This window comes from Brevibacillus sp. HB1.2, assembly GCF_013332495.1.
GTDB classification, from domain to species: Bacteria; Bacillota; Bacilli; order Brevibacillales; family Brevibacillaceae; genus Brevibacillus; species Brevibacillus porteri.
Genome location: NZ_JABMIU010000010.1, coordinates 138,849 through 156,653, shown reverse-complemented (window position 1 = coordinate 156,653; position 17,805 = coordinate 138,849). Strand labels below are relative to the sequence as shown.

General features: G+C 46.2%; 22 protein-coding genes and 1 riboswitch. Of the genes, 10 read left to right on the top strand and 12 right to left on the bottom strand.

The features are described 5' to 3' along the window. Positions 1–69: 69 nt before the first annotated feature. The 6 genes from HPY28_RS21240 to HPY28_RS21215 form a co-directional block, all read right to left on the bottom strand. Entirely contained in the window at positions 70–1,125 is a 1,056-nt protein-coding gene (locus tag HPY28_RS21240; protein ID WP_174231343.1) for a TolC family protein, read from the bottom strand. 217 nt (positions 1,126–1,342) lie between these two features. Then, a complete protein-coding gene (locus HPY28_RS21235; protein WP_173623229.1) occupies positions 1,343–1,489 on the bottom strand; it encodes a hypothetical protein in 147 nt (48 codons plus the stop codon). Beyond that, on the bottom strand, positions 1,482–1,673 hold the full coding sequence (locus HPY28_RS21230; RefSeq protein WP_174231342.1) for a hypothetical protein: 192 nt from the start codon (positions 1,671–1,673) through the stop codon (positions 1,482–1,484). Before HPY28_RS21230 ends, HPY28_RS21235 begins: the two co-directional genes overlap by 8 nt. Positions 1,674–1,778: 105 nt before the next feature. Beyond that, on the bottom strand, positions 1,779–2,636 hold the full coding sequence (locus HPY28_RS21225) for a hypothetical protein (RefSeq protein WP_173623227.1): 858 nt from the start codon (positions 2,634–2,636) through the stop codon (positions 1,779–1,781). A gap of 218 nt (positions 2,637–2,854) precedes the next feature. Continuing rightward, positions 2,855–4,303, bottom strand: coding sequence for an amino acid permease (locus tag HPY28_RS21220; RefSeq protein ID WP_173623226.1), 1,449 nt, complete (start codon positions 4,301–4,303; stop codon positions 2,855–2,857). A gap of 113 nt (positions 4,304–4,416) precedes the next feature. Further along, positions 4,417–4,602, bottom strand: a riboswitch (Lysine riboswitch). 84 nt (positions 4,603–4,686) lie between these two features. Beyond that, positions 4,687–5,181, bottom strand: coding sequence for a DinB family protein (locus tag HPY28_RS21215; RefSeq protein ID WP_174231341.1), 495 nt, complete (start codon positions 5,179–5,181; stop codon positions 4,687–4,689). A 168-nt stretch (positions 5,182–5,349) separates the two neighbouring features. Between HPY28_RS21215 and HPY28_RS21210 the strand changes: the two genes are divergently transcribed. Further along, positions 5,350–5,907, top strand: coding sequence for a CGNR zinc finger domain-containing protein (locus tag HPY28_RS21210; protein WP_174231340.1), 558 nt, complete (start codon positions 5,350–5,352; stop codon positions 5,905–5,907). 107 nt (positions 5,908–6,014) lie between these two features. Further along, positions 6,015–6,767 carry an alpha/beta fold hydrolase gene (locus tag HPY28_RS21205; RefSeq protein ID WP_017251976.1) on the top strand — a complete coding sequence of 251 codons (753 nt, stop codon included), beginning with the start codon at positions 6,015–6,017 and terminating at the stop codon, positions 6,765–6,767. On the opposite strand, the gene HPY28_RS21200 is transcribed toward HPY28_RS21205, so the two are convergent. From HPY28_RS21200 to HPY28_RS21190, 3 genes are all read right to left on the bottom strand, one after another. Then, positions 6,745–7,143: a hypothetical protein gene (locus HPY28_RS21200; protein ID WP_017251977.1), complete on the bottom strand. Its 399-nt coding sequence runs from the start codon at positions 7,141–7,143 to the stop codon at positions 6,745–6,747. The genes HPY28_RS21205 and HPY28_RS21200 overlap by 23 nt on opposite strands. 33 nt (positions 7,144–7,176) lie before the next feature. After that, positions 7,177–7,701 (bottom strand): ImmA/IrrE family metallo-endopeptidase, encoded by a 525-nt coding sequence (locus tag HPY28_RS21195; protein WP_174231339.1) that lies wholly within the window; start codon positions 7,699–7,701, stop codon positions 7,177–7,179. 72 nt (positions 7,702–7,773) lie between these two features. Beyond that, a complete protein-coding gene (locus tag HPY28_RS21190) occupies positions 7,774–8,220 on the bottom strand; it encodes a helix-turn-helix domain-containing protein (protein WP_173623224.1) in 447 nt (148 codons plus the stop codon). A 180-nt stretch (positions 8,221–8,400) separates the two neighbouring features. On the opposite strand from HPY28_RS21190, the gene HPY28_RS21185 reads away from it, so the two are divergent. The 6 genes from HPY28_RS21185 to HPY28_RS21160 all read left to right on the top strand — a co-directional run bounded on the left by HPY28_RS21185 (position 8,401) and on the right by HPY28_RS21160 (position 13,393). Beyond that, on the top strand, positions 8,401–8,595 hold the full coding sequence (locus tag HPY28_RS21185) for a BhlA/UviB family holin-like peptide (RefSeq protein WP_017251979.1): 195 nt from the start codon (positions 8,401–8,403) through the stop codon (positions 8,593–8,595). Positions 8,596–8,785: 190 nt separating this feature from the next. Continuing rightward, a complete protein-coding gene (locus HPY28_RS21180; protein ID WP_174231338.1) occupies positions 8,786–9,763 on the top strand; it encodes a homoserine kinase in 978 nt (325 codons plus the stop codon). A gap of 95 nt (positions 9,764–9,858) precedes the next feature. After that, positions 9,859–10,791, top strand: coding sequence for a cysteine peptidase family C39 domain-containing protein (locus tag HPY28_RS21175; RefSeq protein ID WP_017251982.1), 933 nt, complete (start codon positions 9,859–9,861; stop codon positions 10,789–10,791). Between the two features lie 189 nt (positions 10,792–10,980). Continuing rightward, a complete protein-coding gene (locus tag HPY28_RS21170) occupies positions 10,981–12,147 on the top strand; it encodes a dicarboxylate/amino acid:cation symporter (RefSeq protein WP_174231337.1) in 1,167 nt (388 codons plus the stop codon). Between the two features lie 210 nt (positions 12,148–12,357). Beyond that, positions 12,358–12,738, top strand: a complete 381-nt coding sequence (locus HPY28_RS21165) for a hypothetical protein (protein ID WP_017251984.1) — start codon at positions 12,358–12,360, stop codon at positions 12,736–12,738. A gap of 193 nt (positions 12,739–12,931) precedes the next feature. Next, entirely contained in the window at positions 12,932–13,393 is a 462-nt protein-coding gene (locus HPY28_RS21160) for a hypothetical protein (RefSeq protein ID WP_017251985.1), read from the top strand. 97 nt (positions 13,394–13,490) lie between these two features. On the opposite strand, the gene HPY28_RS21155 is transcribed toward HPY28_RS21160, so the two are convergent. After that, positions 13,491–13,928 carry a Dps family protein gene (locus HPY28_RS21155; protein ID WP_017251986.1) on the bottom strand — a complete coding sequence of 146 codons (438 nt, stop codon included), beginning with the start codon at positions 13,926–13,928 and terminating at the stop codon, positions 13,491–13,493. Positions 13,929–14,015: 87 nt separating this feature from the next. Between HPY28_RS21155 and HPY28_RS21150 the strand changes: the two genes are divergently transcribed. Continuing rightward, entirely contained in the window at positions 14,016–14,648 is a 633-nt protein-coding gene (locus tag HPY28_RS21150; RefSeq protein ID WP_174231336.1) for a molybdenum cofactor guanylyltransferase, read from the top strand. A gap of 37 nt (positions 14,649–14,685) precedes the next feature. On the opposite strand, the gene HPY28_RS21145 is transcribed toward HPY28_RS21150, so the two are convergent. Both HPY28_RS21145 and fdhD read right to left on the bottom strand, forming a co-directional pair. Continuing rightward, the gene (locus tag HPY28_RS21145; protein ID WP_174231335.1) at positions 14,686–15,294 is read right to left on the bottom strand and encodes a hypothetical protein; all 609 of its coding nucleotides are present in this window, start codon (positions 15,292–15,294) and stop codon (positions 14,686–14,688) included. A gap of 31 nt (positions 15,295–15,325) precedes the next feature. Beyond that, positions 15,326–16,123, bottom strand: a complete 798-nt coding sequence (gene fdhD, locus HPY28_RS21140) for a formate dehydrogenase accessory sulfurtransferase FdhD (RefSeq protein WP_017251989.1) — start codon at positions 16,121–16,123, stop codon at positions 15,326–15,328. Between the two features lie 401 nt (positions 16,124–16,524). Between fdhD and HPY28_RS21135 the strand changes: the two genes are divergently transcribed. Beyond that, positions 16,525–17,799, top strand: coding sequence for an L-lactate MFS transporter (locus HPY28_RS21135; protein ID WP_026043355.1), 1,275 nt, complete (start codon positions 16,525–16,527; stop codon positions 17,797–17,799). Positions 17,800–17,805: the final 6 nt, after the last annotated feature.

Here is a 17,805-nt window from a genome sequence, read left to right as displayed (position 1 = left end):
GCTTCACCCTGTGGGATGAAGCCTCCTTTATTTTAAATGAATATATGAGATCCTTCGTTATACGAAATATTAATAACCAGTCGACTGATTCAAGGTGGTAGCAGCGAGATTGTATTGATAAACCGATTCGATTGCTTTTGCTTCGGAGTCAAACAGGTGTGCTTCGTCTTCCATCAGTTCTTTCATCGATGCTTTTCCTAATCTATATTGATCGATTGTTGCCTGATAGCGCTCCAATGCGGTTTCTTTCTTTGTTGTACTTTCCTCTAATGCCTTTTTCGCTGTCAGTACCTTCGTATAGTTGTCACTTACTTCTTGACCGATTTTCTTTTGTGTTTTTTGTTTTTGCAGTTCCGCTTTTTTGTGCTCATTTTTTGCGATTGTACCTTTATGTGTGCTGAGTGCGGAATACTCTGCTGTGTAATCAATTCTTACTTGGGCAAAGTCTATTTCTGCTTGTGCTTTGATCATTTCAGGACGATTTTCATAAGCTTTTGCTTGCAATTGCTCTAAGGAAAGCAACTCGTGTTGGGTCAGATCAGTAGCGATCATTTTCCATTGTCTGTCCGCTTTTTCATTCAATAAATCGTTGAGTTTGGCCAATGCTTGCTTGTAGCTGGCTTCTAGTGCAGCAAGATTTTTGTGAGCTTCTGTTTCTTGGGAGTCCAACCAGTACTGTCTTTGCAAGCTTTTCTTCTGCGATTTGATTTTGGCGTCTAATGATTGGACTTCGAAGAATGCTTTTTGCACTTGCAATTGAATGGTGTTTTTTTGCGTATTCAGGGCGACTTCATCGACAACCACTTCTTTGACTGCTTTGGCAGCGTCTTCGAATTTCTTTTTTGCATCAGCCAGTGACATGATGTCGGCTTTTTTGATTTCTGCTTTTTCTCTCAATGTGATGGATGTTTCGTGCTTCGTAATATCTAAGTCAAGCCGAAGCACCTCCAGATCAACGCTGTTCTTTATTGCCTGTTCGACTGCGAAATCTAGCGACAAAGGGGAAACATCCGTCTGTTCAGCAGTGGCCACGAGTGGTGCGGCCAGAGCCATATGGGCGCCACCTGTGAGGAGAGAAGTGACTAATGTTGTGCTGTAAATGTGTTTGAAGAGCCTGGATTTCATGGGGCAACCTCCTGATCATATATACAAGAATCTGATAACGATTCTCATTATCAAATCCATGAAAAGTATATATTTCCAATAGAGTTTCGTCAATAAGAAAATGTTCTTTCACCATGTTCTTGATCAGAAATCCAAAAGAATCCCCTTCAGGAAACAGGCAAAGTGAGTATCTGCCTGTTTCCCCAAAGGGGATTTGTTCATCGTGACGGGAAAAGAACTATTCTTTGTCCCTGTTTTCTTTTTTTGCCGCAGCTGACTTGTCAGTTTGGTCCAATGTCCCTTCCTTTGCTGTAAGGGAATAACCATGCATATTGCTTCCGTTATAACCCATGTCCGGTTTTTCCTTTGAGCTGCGATCAGTCATTTGCTTCCCCCTTATTTTGTCCAGTGGGTGTAGAGTCTTGCTGCACATACGGATTGTCGACGTCATTTGGTTCCTTGTCTAGATTGGTACGGATTGCGATTATGAGGCTAGTAGGAGGTTGAGCGATCAGTCTGTCATCCAGTTGTTTGAAATCAGGCAGGTCGTTTTCGAGATTGTCATACATGTTCGTCCCCTCCTTTACGGGTTAGTATGTCCATCAGCTACACAAAAAAAGAGCCCCAGTCCCAGGGAAGTTCGGGAGGAGGCTGTGTCCATCATCTTTGTGTAGTTAACTTGTTTTCTTGGTCAAGATCTTCATAAAAGAGGCAAGATTCGTTTGAAGCAATGGTGTGAAGGTAGAAAAGGAAGCATTTTCAGCGAGCGTATTCATTCGACGAACAAATTCAGTGTCGTCCTTTGTATTTACATTCTCAAAGCGGTTAGTGATTTTCGTATTTTTTAAATCGGAAAGAAGCGTAGCTTGTTCGTTCCGGTATTGAGAGATCCAGTCTGGTCGATGTTGCAGCTTTTTGACGAATTGAATCAGCATGCTTACTTTCTCTGTTTGATTGGTAGCCGCATGCATTTTTTTGTAGGCTTCCGGGTCATACCGCTCCATCAGCTTGGACGGGTTAACATAGTCGCTCGGCGCCCCATGTGGTTTTTGCGGAAGCTCTACGTAGCTGACACTGCCGGTTGCAGGGTCAACCTTTCGTGTTTTGGCAACGCCAGCGAGCAAATGGAGGGTATCCAAAAATTCAGCAGCATTTTCATCAGCCATGTATTGGTCTGCCAAATATTTGCCTTGGGTTAAACCGACTTCTACCAAAGCAGCTCTTTCTTCATCGGAGTAGGTGGATGGGGAGTTGAAAAAGTTTTGCTCCAGGATGTGGTCAAAGGCTTTGCGAGCCTCGGGTGGTTTATCTGCAAAAATTTTATCCAAACGCTCATTAATCTCTGTGTTAAAGAAAAATTGGACACTGTGATGCTCGATGACATCAGCAGGGAGCTCTCGTGCCTTGTGAGAACGAAGGTCTACTGTATCGTTCTCGGGCAATGCTAGACGAGTTCCTGTCACCATTTTGGGTGCAAGTTGGTTAGTTGAAAGCTGGGGGGTTAGGTAGCGGGTATTCGATTGGATGTGCATGTTCTACTCTCCTCACATGGATTCATGTTCAGTCGTGATGGCAGGAGATCTGGTTACCTTATATCAGATGACTGGTATGAGTTGTGAGAACGGAAGGAAACGGATCTCAATGGCTTCTTGTCTATACTATCGGCAATTTTTGGGCAGTTTTTAATATGCTGGCAAACATGAAAAAGGACTTCCGTTATCTGAACGGAAGTCCGTACTTATTTCTTCGATTATTTCGTGTGCTCATCCATGCTGAAGTCTACTTGTTCAAGAGGGACGAGCTCGGTCTTTTTGGTAATTTTATAAGCGAGCCAAACGATTAAGAAGAGTGGCAGGCCAATGTAAGAGACCAGGACGCCATACCAGTCAACCGTTCCACCCATGAATGCGGAGTAGTTTTGCCCAATAATAACGATACAGCAAATGATGAAGGCAAAAATCGGTCCAAACGGGAACCACTTTGCCCGATAAGGCAATTCGCTTAAGTCACGACCCTGAGCGATAAACGCTTTACGGAAACGGTAGTGACTAATGGCAATGCCCAGCCAAGCGATGAAACCTGACATACCGGAAGCATTTAGAAGCCAGACGTACACTTCGCCTTCCCCAAACAGAGAGGACAGAAAAGCAAGGGCGCCGACGAGCGCAGTCAAGATCAAGGCATTGATCGGTACGCCGTTACTTGTTACTTTTGCGAACCATTTTGGTGCGTTTCCTTCTTTCGCCAAGTTCCACAGCATGCGTGTAGAGGCGTACATGCCAGAGTTTCCAGCAGACAATACAGACGTAAGAATAACGGCATTCATGACGGATGCTGCAAAAGCAAATCCGGCATTTTCAAAAACAATCGTAAACGGACTGATCGCAATATCCGTAAGGTCGCCACTGATCAGATTTGGATTATCGTATGGAACCAACAACCCGATGATCAAAATAGCGAGGATATAGAAGAGTAGGATGCGCCAAAAAATTTGACGGATGGCCTTCGGAATGTTGCGGGCAGGGTCTTCGCTCTCCCCAGCTGCGACACCAACGAGCTCTGTCCCTTGGAAAGAGAATCCGGCAATCATAAAGACACCGAGCAGGGCCATGAAGCCGCCATTGAATGGCGCGTCGCCTTTGGTGAAGTTTTGGAGGCCGACTGCTTGGCCGCCCATAATGCCAAAAATCATCAACACACCAACAATAATAAAGACGATTACCGTTACTACTTTAATCAAGGCGAACCAATATTCAGATTCTCCATAGGCTTTCACAGACAGGAGATTCAAGGCAAACAGCAATCCGAGGAACAAAGCGCTCCACAATATCGCTGGGGTATCCGGGAACCAATATTTCATAATGAGTGCGGAAGCTGACAGCTCGACGGCAATGGTAATGGCCCAGTTGTACCAGTAGTTCCAGCCGAGAGCAAAGCCGAGAGATGGATCGACGAACCGTGTGGCATAGGTCGAAAACGAACCAGAAACAGGCATGAAGGCCGCCATTTCCCCCAAGCTGGTCATTAAAAAGTAAACCATGATACTAATGGCGAGATAGGCAACTAAAGCTCCACCAGGTCCGGCGGAATGAATCGAGCCTCCGCTCGCGAGAAACAATCCCGTCCCAATCGAGCCGCCGATGGCGATCATCGTCAGGTGTCGGGCTTTTAAACCACGTTGCAATTGATTTTGTGACATAAGCTACTTGCACGACCTTTCTTGATTTTTGAGAAGGAAGGTCGGAAACGAAAAAACCGCCATAGCCAAAAAAATGGCATAGGGCGGTATCATCCAATCCCCACCAAGCCTTCACTGAAGATAGCTCACCACGCTTGCTTGGCATGCAAACGTGACAGTTCTGCCCCTTTCGAGTACAGCCCCAACCCAATCGCACAGAGACGCGATATGAGCTTCGGCGGATTTTCCTTACCTGGAGTCATTGATTTTCTCTGAATCTCGTACAGGATGATATAAAAGCCGCGACCTCTATCCTCACCGTGAAAGATGAGGATAACATGTATGAAATTATGTGATTTATCAACTATAAAGGATTGTTTATGATTAATCAATGTGAAATTTTGTTATTCAAATGAGCGTCTGGCAGGCCAAGAGCCTTGTAACTTGCGAATTTGGACAATTTGTCCCGTATGAAACGCATCATGCAGGACCAGACTCATCACGGTTTGGTAAATGGGCGTATAAGTAGCCGTCTGGTTTAAATCCTCATCCGTCAGCAAGGAAAGCTTTTCATGAATGTGGCGATGGACGCTTTCCATGCGCAAGAGGGTAGCTTGCCAAGCGTCTTCGTCATCCGGACCGCCGGACGGGATGAAGGTATCATCGTTCGTCTCAGCCGAGCTAGGAAATTCAGTGCCCAATAGACGATGCAACAGGCGTTCTTTGTAATAAAGAAGGTGGCTGATGTTTTCCCAGATCGTGTTGGCTGCTTCTCCCACAGGGCGCCAGCTGGCCTCGGCTGCTGATACTCTGGAAAGCGCTTCTTTTAAGGGTGGATACCAGTCTTCCTTGTCATACGTACATTCCCATCCATGCAAAAGCAAATCCTTCCGATTCATACGCTTCCTCCTCGTCTGTGAAACAGATTGATGAAACGCTATAATAGCAGTAAGAAATGAAGATGTAACCAGTTAATTTGATTACGATAGTTACAAAGAGATATTACCATATTCTGTATAGTCATACAAGAGAGAAAAATGTAGGGTTTCGTCAGGAGAGATAATGACATGGACTGGCTTTGTATCGATTTTTTAAATAGTGATTGGCGGGATTGGCGTGGTTCTGGTCGTGCGGAAAATCGTTTGGAGAACCAGGAATGGCTGTCATCCTTTTTGCAAACATACAAGCTAACCGCTCCGCTTCCGATAAATGAGGAGTGTGCCGCTTCCCTTTTGCAGCTGCGCGAACGTTTGAGACGTATGCTGGAAGCTGTTGTCCGTGGAGACCGAATCCAAGAGGACGATCTTGCGGAATTGAACAGAGCTTTGGCTCAGGCCCCTTTTCATATACAGGTGTTGTATGTAGATGAGGAGGGCGGCTACGGGCAAAAGCAATCCAGCTCAACAGAGGGCTGGCCTCTCGTCATGGCACAAATTGCGGCTTCTTTCGCGGAGCTGCTTGCCCAGCAGCATTTGGAGCGAATCAAAATATGTGACAACGAGGATTGCCGCTGGGTGTTTTATGATGAAAGCCGCAACCGGGTGCGCCGCTGGTGTGATGACAAAATGTGCGGAAACCTGATGAAGGTGCGCCGTTTTCGGGAGCGACAGAAGGAAAAAGGCTGATGGAGCCATTACTAACGACCGTCGGGATTTTGTCTCTGACGGTTTTTTTCTAGGTTTGAGACATAATATATAGAACTATACATGGGAACGGAAACGAGGTGGGTAGGATGAGTCAAGCACGCAAAAAATGGTTTCAGGCACTCGTATTGGTGACACTTGGAGCGATTTGTCTGGCGATATGGTATTTGCAACCCTATCAACCCGATCAGGCAGCATTAACGGCCATGCAAGGCGGTGAAGGGATTACGGTCATGGATACGAATGACTGGATTATTTTCCAAGGCGGGGAGTCACGCGAGCCGGGACTCATCTTATATCCAGGAGCACTGGTCAAACCGGAGAGCTATGCACCGATTGCCCGTGCTTTGGCAGGCTACGGCTACCATGTTTTTCTCGCACGAATGCCGCTGAATTTGGCTGTAAGTGATATGACGCGAGCCACACAAGTATTAAAGGCGTACCCGAATAAAACGTTTGTCATCGGAGGACATTCGCTCGGTGGTACTATGGCAGCTCAATTCGCAGCAAACCATCCGGACCGAATCAGTGGAGTATTTTTGCTGGGAGCGTATCCGAACAGTCAGGGGAACTTGAAGAAGGTGAATTTGCCTGTGCTGTCTTTACTCGGATCTCGCGACGGTGTGATCCATATAGAAAAGTTTGAGGAGAGCAAGCAATACTTGCCGGAGCGTACCGTGTACATGTCCATAGAAGGGGGGAACCACTCCCAGTTCGGAAGCTATGGATCTCAGGAAGGCGACCAGCCCGCTGCCATTACCCCGCAGGAGCAGTGGCAGCAAACGGTGGCAGCGATCAAGGATTGGCTGCTAAATGAGGTTACGATGATGAACGTGGAATAATACCGGATACAACACCTGTAATGCGAATGTTTTCCGAGGGGAGTAGCATGGGGGTGTCTTGCTCGCGTGTGGTTGTAAACAGACATTCCAATGGATTGACGTCTGCTGCGATACGCACAAGGAACTGCCCCTCCTGTCGGATCAATACAGGTCTGTCTTTTACAGGTTCCATCGAAAAGTCTGAGATCAAGAGGGCGTCTCCGGGAAAAATACCGAGACCACGAAGGCCGTCATCTCGCATGATGAGAGCAAAGCGGGCCACGTGATAGCTGGCTACCTGCAAGGAGGGTAACAGCGACAGCTCCTCGTCTTGGTCCAAGGCGAGATCAAAAAAATGAGTCGTGTATGCATCTCCGGCAATAAAGACTCGTTTCATCAGGTTTCGCCTCCTACATAATAGCGTCGTAATTTACCCATAGACGGGAAAGCCTTTGGCATACATACGGCTCAGTATGCGCTCAAAACGGGCACGAGCAAGAGTCATCGGTACCTGAAAGCGCTGAGCCAACATAGCTGGAGCGTTGTAGCGAGAACAATCAGCAAGCAAGGGGCTCATCATGTAAATGGGAAGCAGCAAATGCTCGGCAAAATGATTCGCCTGCGATTCTTGCCAGTCAATCATCCATTCGCTGCTCTGGGGCTGAATGCCTTCATGAAGGAGCAAATGGCCGAGTTCATGCGCGATTTTAACCCGTTGGGTAGCCAGATCGAGTCGCTCATCCACCGCAATGACATAACGTCCCGGCAAAAAAGGATGCGCGTGTGCACGACTCCTGCCGCAAATACGATGGATCTCGATGCCGTACGTCTCACACAGCAGATGCAGATCGATTTGTTCGGGCGAATCGATGCCGTGATGCTGAAGTAGCAAGTACACGCGACTCTCGAGCCATGTTTGCGGTTCGCAGATTTCTTTCAAAAGGGAGTGAAGCATCAAGAACCTCCTAAATGAATGGTGAGGAACGTACGTTCTACTTTTCGCTGAAAAGAAAACCCCGCACTGGGGTTATTTTTTTTTGATGTCTTCCGTGATGTCAAACAAAGACGGAAGTCTTTCTTCGCGTACTTTACTGACTTTCCACTGTTTCTTCAAGTCGTACCAGTAGCGGCGAATTTCTTTTTTCTCCTCTTCTGAAGCGTCCAGATACCCGTCTAGGAAAAAGTAGTCGTCCGGGTCATCGATCTTTTCCTGCAAGAGCTCGTCCAACGAACGTTGATTTGTCTGCTCTGTTGTTGGGAGAAGATAGGCCGTGACTTCATCTGTGCGACCCAACAACCAATCGGTCGTGACGTCCAGCACATCAGCCAATTGCCGCAGCATGTCATTCGGTGGTGTGCTGTGGTTGTTCTCGTAGTTACTGATCGTCCCCTTGGTCGTGCAGACATGCTCTGCCAACTCTTCCTGGGTCAGACCTTTTGTCTTACGAGCTGTGCGTAAGCGCTGAGATAGCATGAGCGAGCCAGTCCTTCCTGTGAGGATGTACAAATTTATTGTACTAAATGAGAGCGAAAAAGAAAAGTATGGATATTAATTTTGTTTTCAACGAATTATGTACAAGCCTTTTGTACAAAATACAGATAAGGACGATGCGGGAACACTCGTTCTGTACAGCGACAAAAGGGGAGATCAAACATGGAAGATCAAGTAACAACCGTATTACTTCAGCAAGGGCCATTTGCTGCTTTGTTTGTCTGGTTGTTGTTTTATATTATGAAAGCAAATCGCGAGCGCGAGGGGCGTTTACAAGACTTGCTGGACAAATACAGCGACAAATATGATCTGATCCTCGAGGAATTGCGCGAGATCAAGGGAAAAGTAAAGAAATAACTCTTTTACTTATGTTGCCCGATTCCTTGAAGAGCTTATTCAGCAAAGGGGACAAATCGTTGCAGCCTGTACCAGACCTTGATCGGCCTTTAGCCATTCAAGGTCCTTTTTTACTTGCTGTGTCCTTTTCCACATTCACACGTCTTTCCTAATAAATTACCAATACTTAGCAAAAAGGAGCAGCATGACTATGCATCTACCCGTCGTCTACTCAACCATCTGTGAAAAAGCATTACAAAAAGTACTTCAGGAAGCATATCCAACTGAACAAATACAATCGGTTCACTACATGCTTCGAGGCATGAACGATACGTACCTCGTGGAGACGATCGATCAAAAACGAATATTCAGGCTGTATCGCAGCGATTGGCGAACAGAGGAAGCAGCAGTCGCTTTCGAGATGGATCTATTGCTCCATTTGAACAGACAAGGAGTATCTGTTTCTGTGCCAATTGCGGTCGGCTCAGGAAATCATGTCTTGAGACTGCAAGTAGCAGAGGGCAATCGCTTTGGTGCGCTGTTCACTTATGCCTGTGGCAAGGAGCAGGAGATCGATAGCGAGGAACTGAGCGCACGGTTTGGCAGAGCCGTTGCTGAGTTGCATGTCAAAGCAGAAGGTTTTTCCACCCAACAAGCTCGCGAGGTGTGGGACGTCAAGACGTTGATTCATCGCCCGTTAGCTATCATCGAGTCACGTCTGCAGCATCGGAAGGAAGATTTTCAAATTCTCCAAAGGCTGGCGATTGAGCTGGAATCCAAGCTGAACGAGCATATCCGTGCGGGACTTGACTGGGGGATTTGCCACGGAGACCTTCAAGGGAATTTTAATACGAATTTTTGCGAGGACAACACCTATACCCACTTTGATTTCGATCTGTGCGGATATGGTTGGCGGGCGTATGATCTGGCTGCTTTCAAGCTGAGCCGAATATTGATCGAAGAAGATGACGAACTGGTGGAATTGCTATGGCGTGCTTTCCTAAAAGGATATACCGAGGTTCGTCCCCTATCTGAAAACGATCAGGCTGCGGTGTCTCTCATGACAGGTATTCGCCAATTGTGGCTAATGGGGCTTTGCATGCATGATCCTCATATCATGGGTAGCAGCGAATCAGATGATGCTTTCGTGAGTGAGAAGATACAATTTTTCAGCAAATATTTCGCGTGAACGAGAAATGTTTTTGCAAAGCGTTGTCAGAAAAACATGCGACCCGAAGTCAATGATAGGTAAGCCATACATTGACGAGAAAGAGGGAGAAACGCATGTTACCGTACATTGGAAGTGGCCACTACTGCTACGCAAATTCATCATCAATGCTTTTGGAGACAATTGGGGAGAAGGTATCGCCTGCCGTACTCGAGGTACTCTCCGGCGTAGGAGTCGGAGCCATCTGGTATGAGGAGCAGAAGGTCATTTATTTCGGACAAGTGATTCCTGACCGTGGTGTCAGTCATGCGCTAGAACTGCTTGGTTTTCGTTGGACGGAAAAGTCAGGAGATGCGGAGGGCGAGCCACCGTTGGCGGAATTACGGCGCGATTTGGAAAAGGGGCCCGTGTTGCTCGGACCGCTTGATATGGGCTACCTGACTTATAACCCAAATGCTCAGTACTTGGGTGGCGCTGATCATTTTGTTCTTGCGTACGAGATGGATGATCAATCGATCTACGTGCATGATCCCGCAGGTTTTCCTTTTGTCAGCCTGCCGTTGTCTCAGTTTGTCCTGGCGTGGAAGGCTGAGAAAATCTTTGATGGCCTCTTTTCCTACCATTATTGGACAGCGCCAAAGCGTGTAGGTAATCCGACAGAGGAGGAGCTGGTTGCAAATGCGCTTCGTTTATACAAAGGAATCTATCAGGAAAGTGCAGCGGCGGAACCAAAGCCTTCGATCCTATACGGAAAGGAAGCAATCTTGCGTGTAGTGAAGCGGATGGAAGAGGAGGGTGGCCTTTCGCCAGCGGAAATGGGCCACTTATCCTATTTTGCATTCCAGCTAGGGGCGAGGCGAGCGATGGATTTCGCTGTATTTTTCTCGAAGTATGAGCCAGAGCTGGCGGCGATCAAAGAGAAGCAAGCGAAGCAATTCGGACGTTGTCACACACTGACCGTAGAAAAGAATGAGAAAGAACTCGCGGATGCCATGCGCGTGCTGGCACATATCGAAGAAGAATTTCGCCAAGTGGTTTGCGCCAAATAATATCGTTCCCCCAAGTGAGTAAGCAACGCTCATTGGGGGTTTTTCTTTAATTTAAATATTATTACTTTTTTATGATTCATGACAATCTCATCCCGGATGTGTTACCTTGTTATTCATTAGTCCATGTAAAGGAGACACAGTCCATTCCACGTGGACGTTTTTTACCAACACGTAACGGGGGTTCAATTCATGAAACAGCTAGGTTTACTACCCAAAATCCTGATCGCCATTGTCCTTGGGATCGGGATTGGCTCCATTTCGCCAATTTGGGTTGTGAAAGGATTGGCTACATTTAGTGGCCTATTTGGAAATTTCCTCGGATTTGCGATTCCGTTGATTATCATTGGATTTATCGCGCCAGGCATCGGTGAGCTGGGCAAAGGGGCAGGGCGCTTGCTTGGGGTAACCACAGGGGTGGCTTACTTATCTACGATCCTTGCAGGAGCGCTTGCTTATTTGGTCAGTACGAGTATTTTTCCACACATTCTTGAGGTAGGTGGACTGGCGAATCAGTATGCCAACCCAGAGAAAGCACTGGTGAAGCCGTTCTTTACGGTGGACATGCCGCCGATTGTAGGTGTGATGACAGCATTACTGCTCGCCTTCACCCTTGGTCTAGGGGCGACTGTCATCAAAGGCAACGCCCTGCAAAATGTGATGGTAGACTTGAGAGATATCGTAGAGAAGCTCATTGCTTCCGTCATTATCCCGTTGCTTCCATTACATATCCTATCTGTATTTTCCAACCTGACCTATGGTGGACAAGTCACGATGATTTTGTCCGTGTTCGTTAAAGTTTTCGTTATGATTATTGCCTTGCATCTATTCTATCTGTTCGTGCAGTACTTGGTAGCGGGCCAGATGGGGCGCAAAAACCCATTCACGCTGATGAAAAATATGCTTCCCGCTTACTTCACAGCGATTGGAACACAATCCTCTGCGGCCACCATTCCTGTGACACTGAACCAGACCAAGAAAAACGGTGTGAGCGAAAAGATCGCGGATTTCGTTGTTCCACTCTGTGCGACGATCCATCTTTCTGGAAGCACGATTACGCTTGTCAGCTGTTCCATGGCAGTCATGATGCTAAACGGAATGACGACATCATTCGACGTGATGTTTCCATTCATTTTGATGCTTGGTGTAACGATGATTGCCGCACCAGGTGTGCCGGGCGGAGCAGTCATGGCGGCACTGGGATTGATGGAGTCTATGCTCGGATTTACTACCACGTTGACTTCGTTGATGATTGCTTTGTACATTGCGCAAGATAGCTTTGGTACCGCTTGTAACGTAACAGGTGATGGAGCGATTGCTATGATTACAGATCGATTGAGTGAAGAGAAAGTAGCTTGATGATGTAATAGAAAGAAGTAGGGGAAAAAGACCTGTCCATTTTTGGATAGGTCTTTTTTGGTAGGATTCTGAGTGCTTATGCTATGATTCGACAAAATTTTTGCGAGAAATTACATAAAACAACAAATAAAGGCAAAAAACATTATGTTTTGACAATTTTTGAATAAAATGGTATATTCCAATTATCCCAAAATATAGGAGGCAATCATTGTGAAAAAAATCTTACTCGCATTGACACTAGTATTTGCACTATCCTCATCCGCATTTGCTGCGAATACGGAAACAGAACCTAACGATACCTTTGAAATGGCGAATACTTTGGAGATTAACTCCTCTATCTTAGGTCAAGGGGAGAACGGTGATTGGGATACGTTTGTTTTTGTAGCAAATCAAACCGGAAAAATGAAAACGAACCTTACCAATAAGAACCAATCAGTAGTTCCATACGTTGTATTGGCTTCAGACAAAACTACCAGCCTTGCAGAGACTTCTGGTGAAGCAGAATTTGATGTAGTTGCTGGTGAAACATACTATATAAGACTCTGGTCTATTGGAAAATCCGATTACACACTCTCATTGAACAATCTGTAATTAGCCTTTAAAAAACGCAGATAGCTTTTTACGAAAGCAGATTATGGCTTTGTAAAAAAGCTATCTTTTTATTTTGTAACCTGTGGCTATGATTGGGTGCTTCAAATTCCCATTTTCAACTAGTGAGAATTATATTATCATTGGGTATAATTCCATCATTCTACTTTTTGCGAAAAGGGGAATACATAACGCAATGTTTAACGAACGGAAAGCGTTACAAATGACATTGCAGGCCATGCTAGAACAGCGTATGGCACTGCGTCGACAGTATGTCGATCAGGACAAGCAGTTGGGAGCTGACATCAAGCAGCTTTTGAGCCGCATTCGTGAGTTGGATAACGAAGCCGGGATCGGAGACGATGAAAGCTCAGAAGATACAGCTATGTCGACAGAGGAATTTTCCGATGATCTGATGAAGCGAATGAAGGTGAGAAAGGCGCACATCCGTCACGATTATTTGGAAGTTGCAAAGCACATCGAAAACCTGTTACAGGAAGCGATGTCTCCGATGTCATTGGCTGATCTCTGTTCCGTGTTGAAAGCACGGCACCAGGTAGAGTTTGCGAGTCCCTACATTGGTGTACAGAAGTCATTAAAGTATCTACCCCAAGTAAAAGTAGAAAAGGACGGGCGGAAACTGATATTTTCACTTTAGGCAACCAGGGTGGATAAGCAGTTTCACGGGAGGCAAAACCCAAAAAAGGCGATGTGTCTATGCACAATCGCCTTTTGGTGTCTATTGATTTACTTGCTTATTGCAAGAAGGACTTGAGCATCCAAATGTGTTTTTCCAGGCCACTGCGGATTCCCAGCAGCATATCGGCTGTCGCTTCATCGTCAGCTTGGTCTGCCGTTTCCATAGCCAGCTTCAGCTCGTCTACGAGAATGGAGAAGTCTCTTGCGATCGTTTCTACCATTTGCTCAGCTGTTTCGCTTCCTTCTGCTTCGGTGATGCTCGCTGTGTTCAGACATGCAGCCAAAGTCGCTACAGGTTTTCCACCGATGGAGAGGACACGTTCAGCGAGGGAATCAAGATTCGCTGCTGCTTCGTTGTACAATTCCTCAAATTTTGCGTGGAGCGTAAAGAAGTGAGGTCCTTTTACATTCCAGTGAAAATTGTGTAGTTTCGTATAGAGGACTGTCCAGTTCGCCACTTGTTTATTTAGAACGCTGTAGAGTGTGTTTTCCATCGAGAATCTCTCCTTATTTATAATTATTATTTGTTTAAACTTATTATAAACTAATAAGGATTATTGTCAACACCCAGGAGGAAATTTATGCAGCAGCTGCGTATCGGTGCGGTTATCTTAGCGGGCGGAAAAAGCAGCAGAATGGGCTCGCCCAAGCAAAAATTACCGTGGAGGGACGGAACCTTTTTAACAGAGCTGGTAAAGGAAGTACAGGCGGTTGGTTTGTCTTGTTTCATTGTAGCGAACGATTTTTCGGACACTCAAGTGACACAAAAGGAACAAATTGATGAACAGCCCGTCACAATTACACCTGATCTGGTACCATCCTGTGGCCCTGTCAGTGGACTGGTTACTGCCTTTCGCGTAAGTTCCGAGGATGCTTTGCTGGTATTGTCCTGTGACCTACCTTTTATGGATCGTGGGCAAATCGCCAAACTTATTGAATTTGCGAGGGAGAGAAACGATTGGGATGTGATTGTCGCCCAATCAGAGGAACGAATCCACCCATTATGTGCAGTGTACCATCGGAGAAGACAGACCAATTGGGAGCAGGCGCTGTTGCATGGACAGCGAAAACTGATGCGGACTTTAGATGAACTGCGCGTGGTGCCCTTGCCTGATGAATGGTTGGACCCTTGGGCTGTTTTTAATGTCAACACGCCTGAAGAGTACGAACAGGCCAAAATTGAAGAAGAACGCAGAAAGACAGGACATGCTTGAGGTATGTCCTGTTTTTTGTTTGGAAAAAAGAGGCTTTTCATAGAGGGCTATCATACAAGCGTTTCTCTGGACAAACCGTATAAATAGTAGTGATGGCTAACGAAAGGAGGGAAGCGCAATGATAAGAAAGTGCAAAAAACAAGGCAAACACCACGACCACCACTGTTGCTGCAAAAAACACGACAAGCATCACGACCACCACTGCTGCTGCAAAAAACACGATAAGCATCACGACCACCATTGCTGCTGCAAGAAACACGACAAGCATCACGACAAGCATCACGACAAGCATCACGACAAGCATCACGACCACCACTGTTGCTGCAAGAAACATGACGATTACTACGAGCTTCACTGCTACTACAAAAAACGCGATGAGCCGCATTGCTGCTGCAAAAAGCATGAACATTGCCACGATCACTGCTGTTGCTGCAAATGCCATGATTGCAAATGCTTTGAAAAACATGACCATCACTGTTGCAAGAAGTATGAAATAGATGATGAAGAAGAGGACGACGACGAAGACGAAGATGATGACGACAGCCATTCCAAGCATCACAAAAAGAAACATTGCTGCTGCAAATAATAAACTCCCACGTACAAAGAACAAAAGCCCGAGAGATAACTCGGGCTTTGAGATTACCAACAGCTTGTCCCGCTTTTGATTGAATCCTCCTTTAAGGTAGGAGGATTCTCTGGGCTTGTGTATACACGTTCATTTTGTCATTGCGGATAAATCCGACAGCGGTGAGCTTCAGCTCATCTGCCAATTGTAGGGCGAGATCAGTTGGAGCGGACTTGGATAATATGATGCCAGCACCAATCTTGGCAGCCTTGAGCAGCACCTCAGACGAGATGCGTCCACTGAAGACAAGAATTTTGTCCGTGGTCGAAATGTCATCTCGCAAGCATTTCCCATAGATTTTGTCGAGAGCATTGTGACGTCCGATGTCGGAGAACTGAAGCAAAACTTCATCCGGTGTACAGAGAGCTGCATTGTGGACGCCACCTGTTTGGCGGTGGATCTCAGACGACGCTTGCAATTCTTTCATCAGGCGCATGCACTGAGCAGGGGTGACAGTTGTTGTGCTTTCAACGGGCTTTGCTGTGCGCGCATCACTAAAAAAGTAAAAGGATTGTCTGCTTTTTCCGCAGCAGGAAGTAATTCTGCGTTTGGAGTAAAAGCTCTGTGACAAAATTGTTTCTTTATGCAAATCAACGTAAGCAAACCCTTGGGCCTCATTAATCGTAAGCTGTTTGATTTCCGAGTAGCTCTTGATAACGCCCTCGGCTGCGAGAAAACCGATGACCATTTCTTCCAGGTCGGCCGGAGTACATACGATTGTAGCGAATTCCTCATCATTGAGGAAAATGGTGAGGGGGTACTCGGTAACGATTTCGTCGTCTTCCCAGCCATGTTGGTCAGCCGAAATTTTCAACACAGGCAATCGGGTGGTGATGGTTAGTTCGGACATACGGGCCTCCTTTTTGTCGAAAATATGAAGTTTTTATGGCTATTTTGTGAGGAAAATATTGTCGAGTGAACGCTTACATGGTAGTATACTATGTGAGATGAAAAGTGTCATAAAATTTTCGTCTTTCCATGTATGCATAGCGTAAGGACAGATTGATACGGAGCAGCGACCCTGCCACCGATTATTTTGTAGCCTTGCAGCGAATTACATAGTGAACACAATGCTTGTTGATGCTGATGTAGCGTTCCTGCTGATGATTAACTGCTGTGTTTCATCGTAGCCCTCGTTTCCATTTGTGGAGACCTGGGTGAGTCGGTGAAATCAGCAGTTTTTCTTTTTTTCGAGAAGGCTGCTGATGGATCCACAGCATGCGAAAGACCATTGCGAAGGAGATGAATGATTTGGAACAAAAAGTGAAAAACCGCTGGCTCATCGCGTTGGCTGCGGTAGGCATCCACATCTCGATTGGATCGGTATACGCATGGAGTGTATTCACCAAGCCAATTACCGAGCAGTTCGGCTGGGACTTGCCAGACGTTCAATTTACGTTTAGTATTGCGATCTTGTTCTTGGGGCTGTCTGCTGCCTTTCTCGGTCATTATGTAGAAAAGCACGGCCCGCGCAAAGCTGGCATTCTCGCATCTATCTTTTTTGGAGTAGGAACTGTCGGGGCTGGCTTGGCGATTCAATTGAGCAGTTTGCCTCTGTTGTACTTATGTTATGGCGTGCTGGGTGGTATCGGACTTGGGGTAGGCTATATTACGCCAGTATCGACGTTGGTCAAATGGTTTCCGGATCGCCGTGGTTTAGCAACAGGTCTTGCGATTATGGGCTTCGGCTTTGCTTCCATGATTGCCAGTCCGATTATGAACGCTTTGATTGCAAATGTAGGTATCGCGAACACCTTTTATATTTTGGGCATTATTTATTTCGTTGTAATGTTGGCTTCGGCTCAATATTTGGCTCCACCTCCAAAAGGTTGGGTACCGGCTGGATTTTCCGCTGAGGGAAGAGCTGGCAGCAAGCAAATCAAAAAAGATTTGTGTCAATTGACTGCCAATGAAGCGATCAAGACACGCCGTTTTTACTGGCTGTGGCTGATGTTGTTCATCAATGTGACATGTGGAATCGCGGTTATTTCGGTAGCATCGCCGATGGCGCAAGAAATGGTGGGCATGTCTGTCGGAACAGCAGCTCTGATGGTAGGGCTAAACGGTTTGTTCAACGGTGGTGGACGCATCGGATGGGCGTCTCTGTCTGATTTCATTGGACGACCAAATACGTACACAGCTTTCTTTGCCATCCAAATGGTATTGTTCTTCCTATTACCGAATTTGACCAATCCAATCCTGTTCATGGTTGCGATGTTTATCATTATGACCTGTTACGGTGGTGGCTTTGCATCCATTCCGGCATACATTGGTGACTTGTTTGGAACGAAGCAATTGGGTGCGATTCACGGCTATATTCTGACGGCATGGGCTGCTGCCGGCTTGGCAGGACCGATCTTTGCAGCATGGGTTCGCAAGACGACAGAAAGCTATACAGGAACTATGAGTGTTTTCGCAGGAATGTTCGTTGTCGCTCTGGTGATCTCGCTAATAGTCCGTCTGGATATCAAAAAACTGAAGGAAGAAGCCAAACAAAGAGAAAAGTCTGTTGAATTGGCTAGTTAATCAATG

What these genes read in the sequence shown, in the direction of transcription:
- HPY28_RS21240 (WP_174231343.1), bottom strand. Translation starts at nt 1,125, where the DNA reads ATGAAATCCAGGCTCTTCAAACACATTTACAGCACAACATTAGTCACT.
- HPY28_RS21235 (WP_173623229.1), bottom strand. Translation starts at nt 1,489, where the DNA reads ATGACTGATCGCAGCTCAAAGGAAAAACCGGACATGGGTTATAACGGA.
- HPY28_RS21230 (WP_174231342.1), bottom strand. Translation starts at nt 1,673, where the DNA reads ATGTATGACAATCTCGAAAACGACCTGCCTGATTTCAAACAACTGGAT.
- HPY28_RS21225 (WP_173623227.1), bottom strand. Translation starts at nt 2,636, where the DNA reads ATGCACATCCAATCGAATACCCGCTACCTAACCCCCCAGCTTTCAACT.
- HPY28_RS21220 (WP_173623226.1), bottom strand. Translation starts at nt 4,303, where the DNA reads ATGTCACAAAATCAATTGCAACGTGGTTTAAAAGCCCGACACCTGACG.
- HPY28_RS21215 (WP_174231341.1), bottom strand. Translation starts at nt 5,181, where the DNA reads ATGAATCGGAAGGATTTGCTTTTGCATGGATGGGAATGTACGTATGAC.
- HPY28_RS21210 (WP_174231340.1), top strand. Translation starts at nt 5,350, where the DNA reads ATGGACTGGCTTTGTATCGATTTTTTAAATAGTGATTGGCGGGATTGG.
- HPY28_RS21205 (WP_017251976.1), top strand. Translation starts at nt 6,015, where the DNA reads ATGAGTCAAGCACGCAAAAAATGGTTTCAGGCACTCGTATTGGTGACA.
- HPY28_RS21200 (WP_017251977.1), bottom strand. Translation starts at nt 7,143, where the DNA reads ATGAAACGAGTCTTTATTGCCGGAGATGCATACACGACTCATTTTTTT.
- HPY28_RS21195 (WP_174231339.1), bottom strand. Translation starts at nt 7,701, where the DNA reads ATGCTTCACTCCCTTTTGAAAGAAATCTGCGAACCGCAAACATGGCTC.
- HPY28_RS21190 (WP_173623224.1), bottom strand. Translation starts at nt 8,220, where the DNA reads ATGCTATCTCAGCGCTTACGCACAGCTCGTAAGACAAAAGGTCTGACC.
- HPY28_RS21185 (WP_017251979.1), top strand. Translation starts at nt 8,401, where the DNA reads ATGGAAGATCAAGTAACAACCGTATTACTTCAGCAAGGGCCATTTGCT.
- HPY28_RS21180 (WP_174231338.1), top strand. Translation starts at nt 8,786, where the DNA reads ATGCATCTACCCGTCGTCTACTCAACCATCTGTGAAAAAGCATTACAA.
- HPY28_RS21175 (WP_017251982.1), top strand. Translation starts at nt 9,859, where the DNA reads ATGTTACCGTACATTGGAAGTGGCCACTACTGCTACGCAAATTCATCA.
- HPY28_RS21170 (WP_174231337.1), top strand. Translation starts at nt 10,981, where the DNA reads ATGAAACAGCTAGGTTTACTACCCAAAATCCTGATCGCCATTGTCCTT.
- HPY28_RS21160 (WP_017251985.1), top strand. Translation starts at nt 12,932, where the DNA reads ATGTTTAACGAACGGAAAGCGTTACAAATGACATTGCAGGCCATGCTA.
- HPY28_RS21155 (WP_017251986.1), bottom strand. Translation starts at nt 13,928, where the DNA reads ATGGAAAACACACTCTACAGCGTTCTAAATAAACAAGTGGCGAACTGG.
- HPY28_RS21150 (WP_174231336.1), top strand. Translation starts at nt 14,016, where the DNA reads ATGCAGCAGCTGCGTATCGGTGCGGTTATCTTAGCGGGCGGAAAAAGC.
- fdhD (WP_017251989.1), bottom strand. Translation starts at nt 16,123, where the DNA reads ATGTCCGAACTAACCATCACCACCCGATTGCCTGTGTTGAAAATTTCG.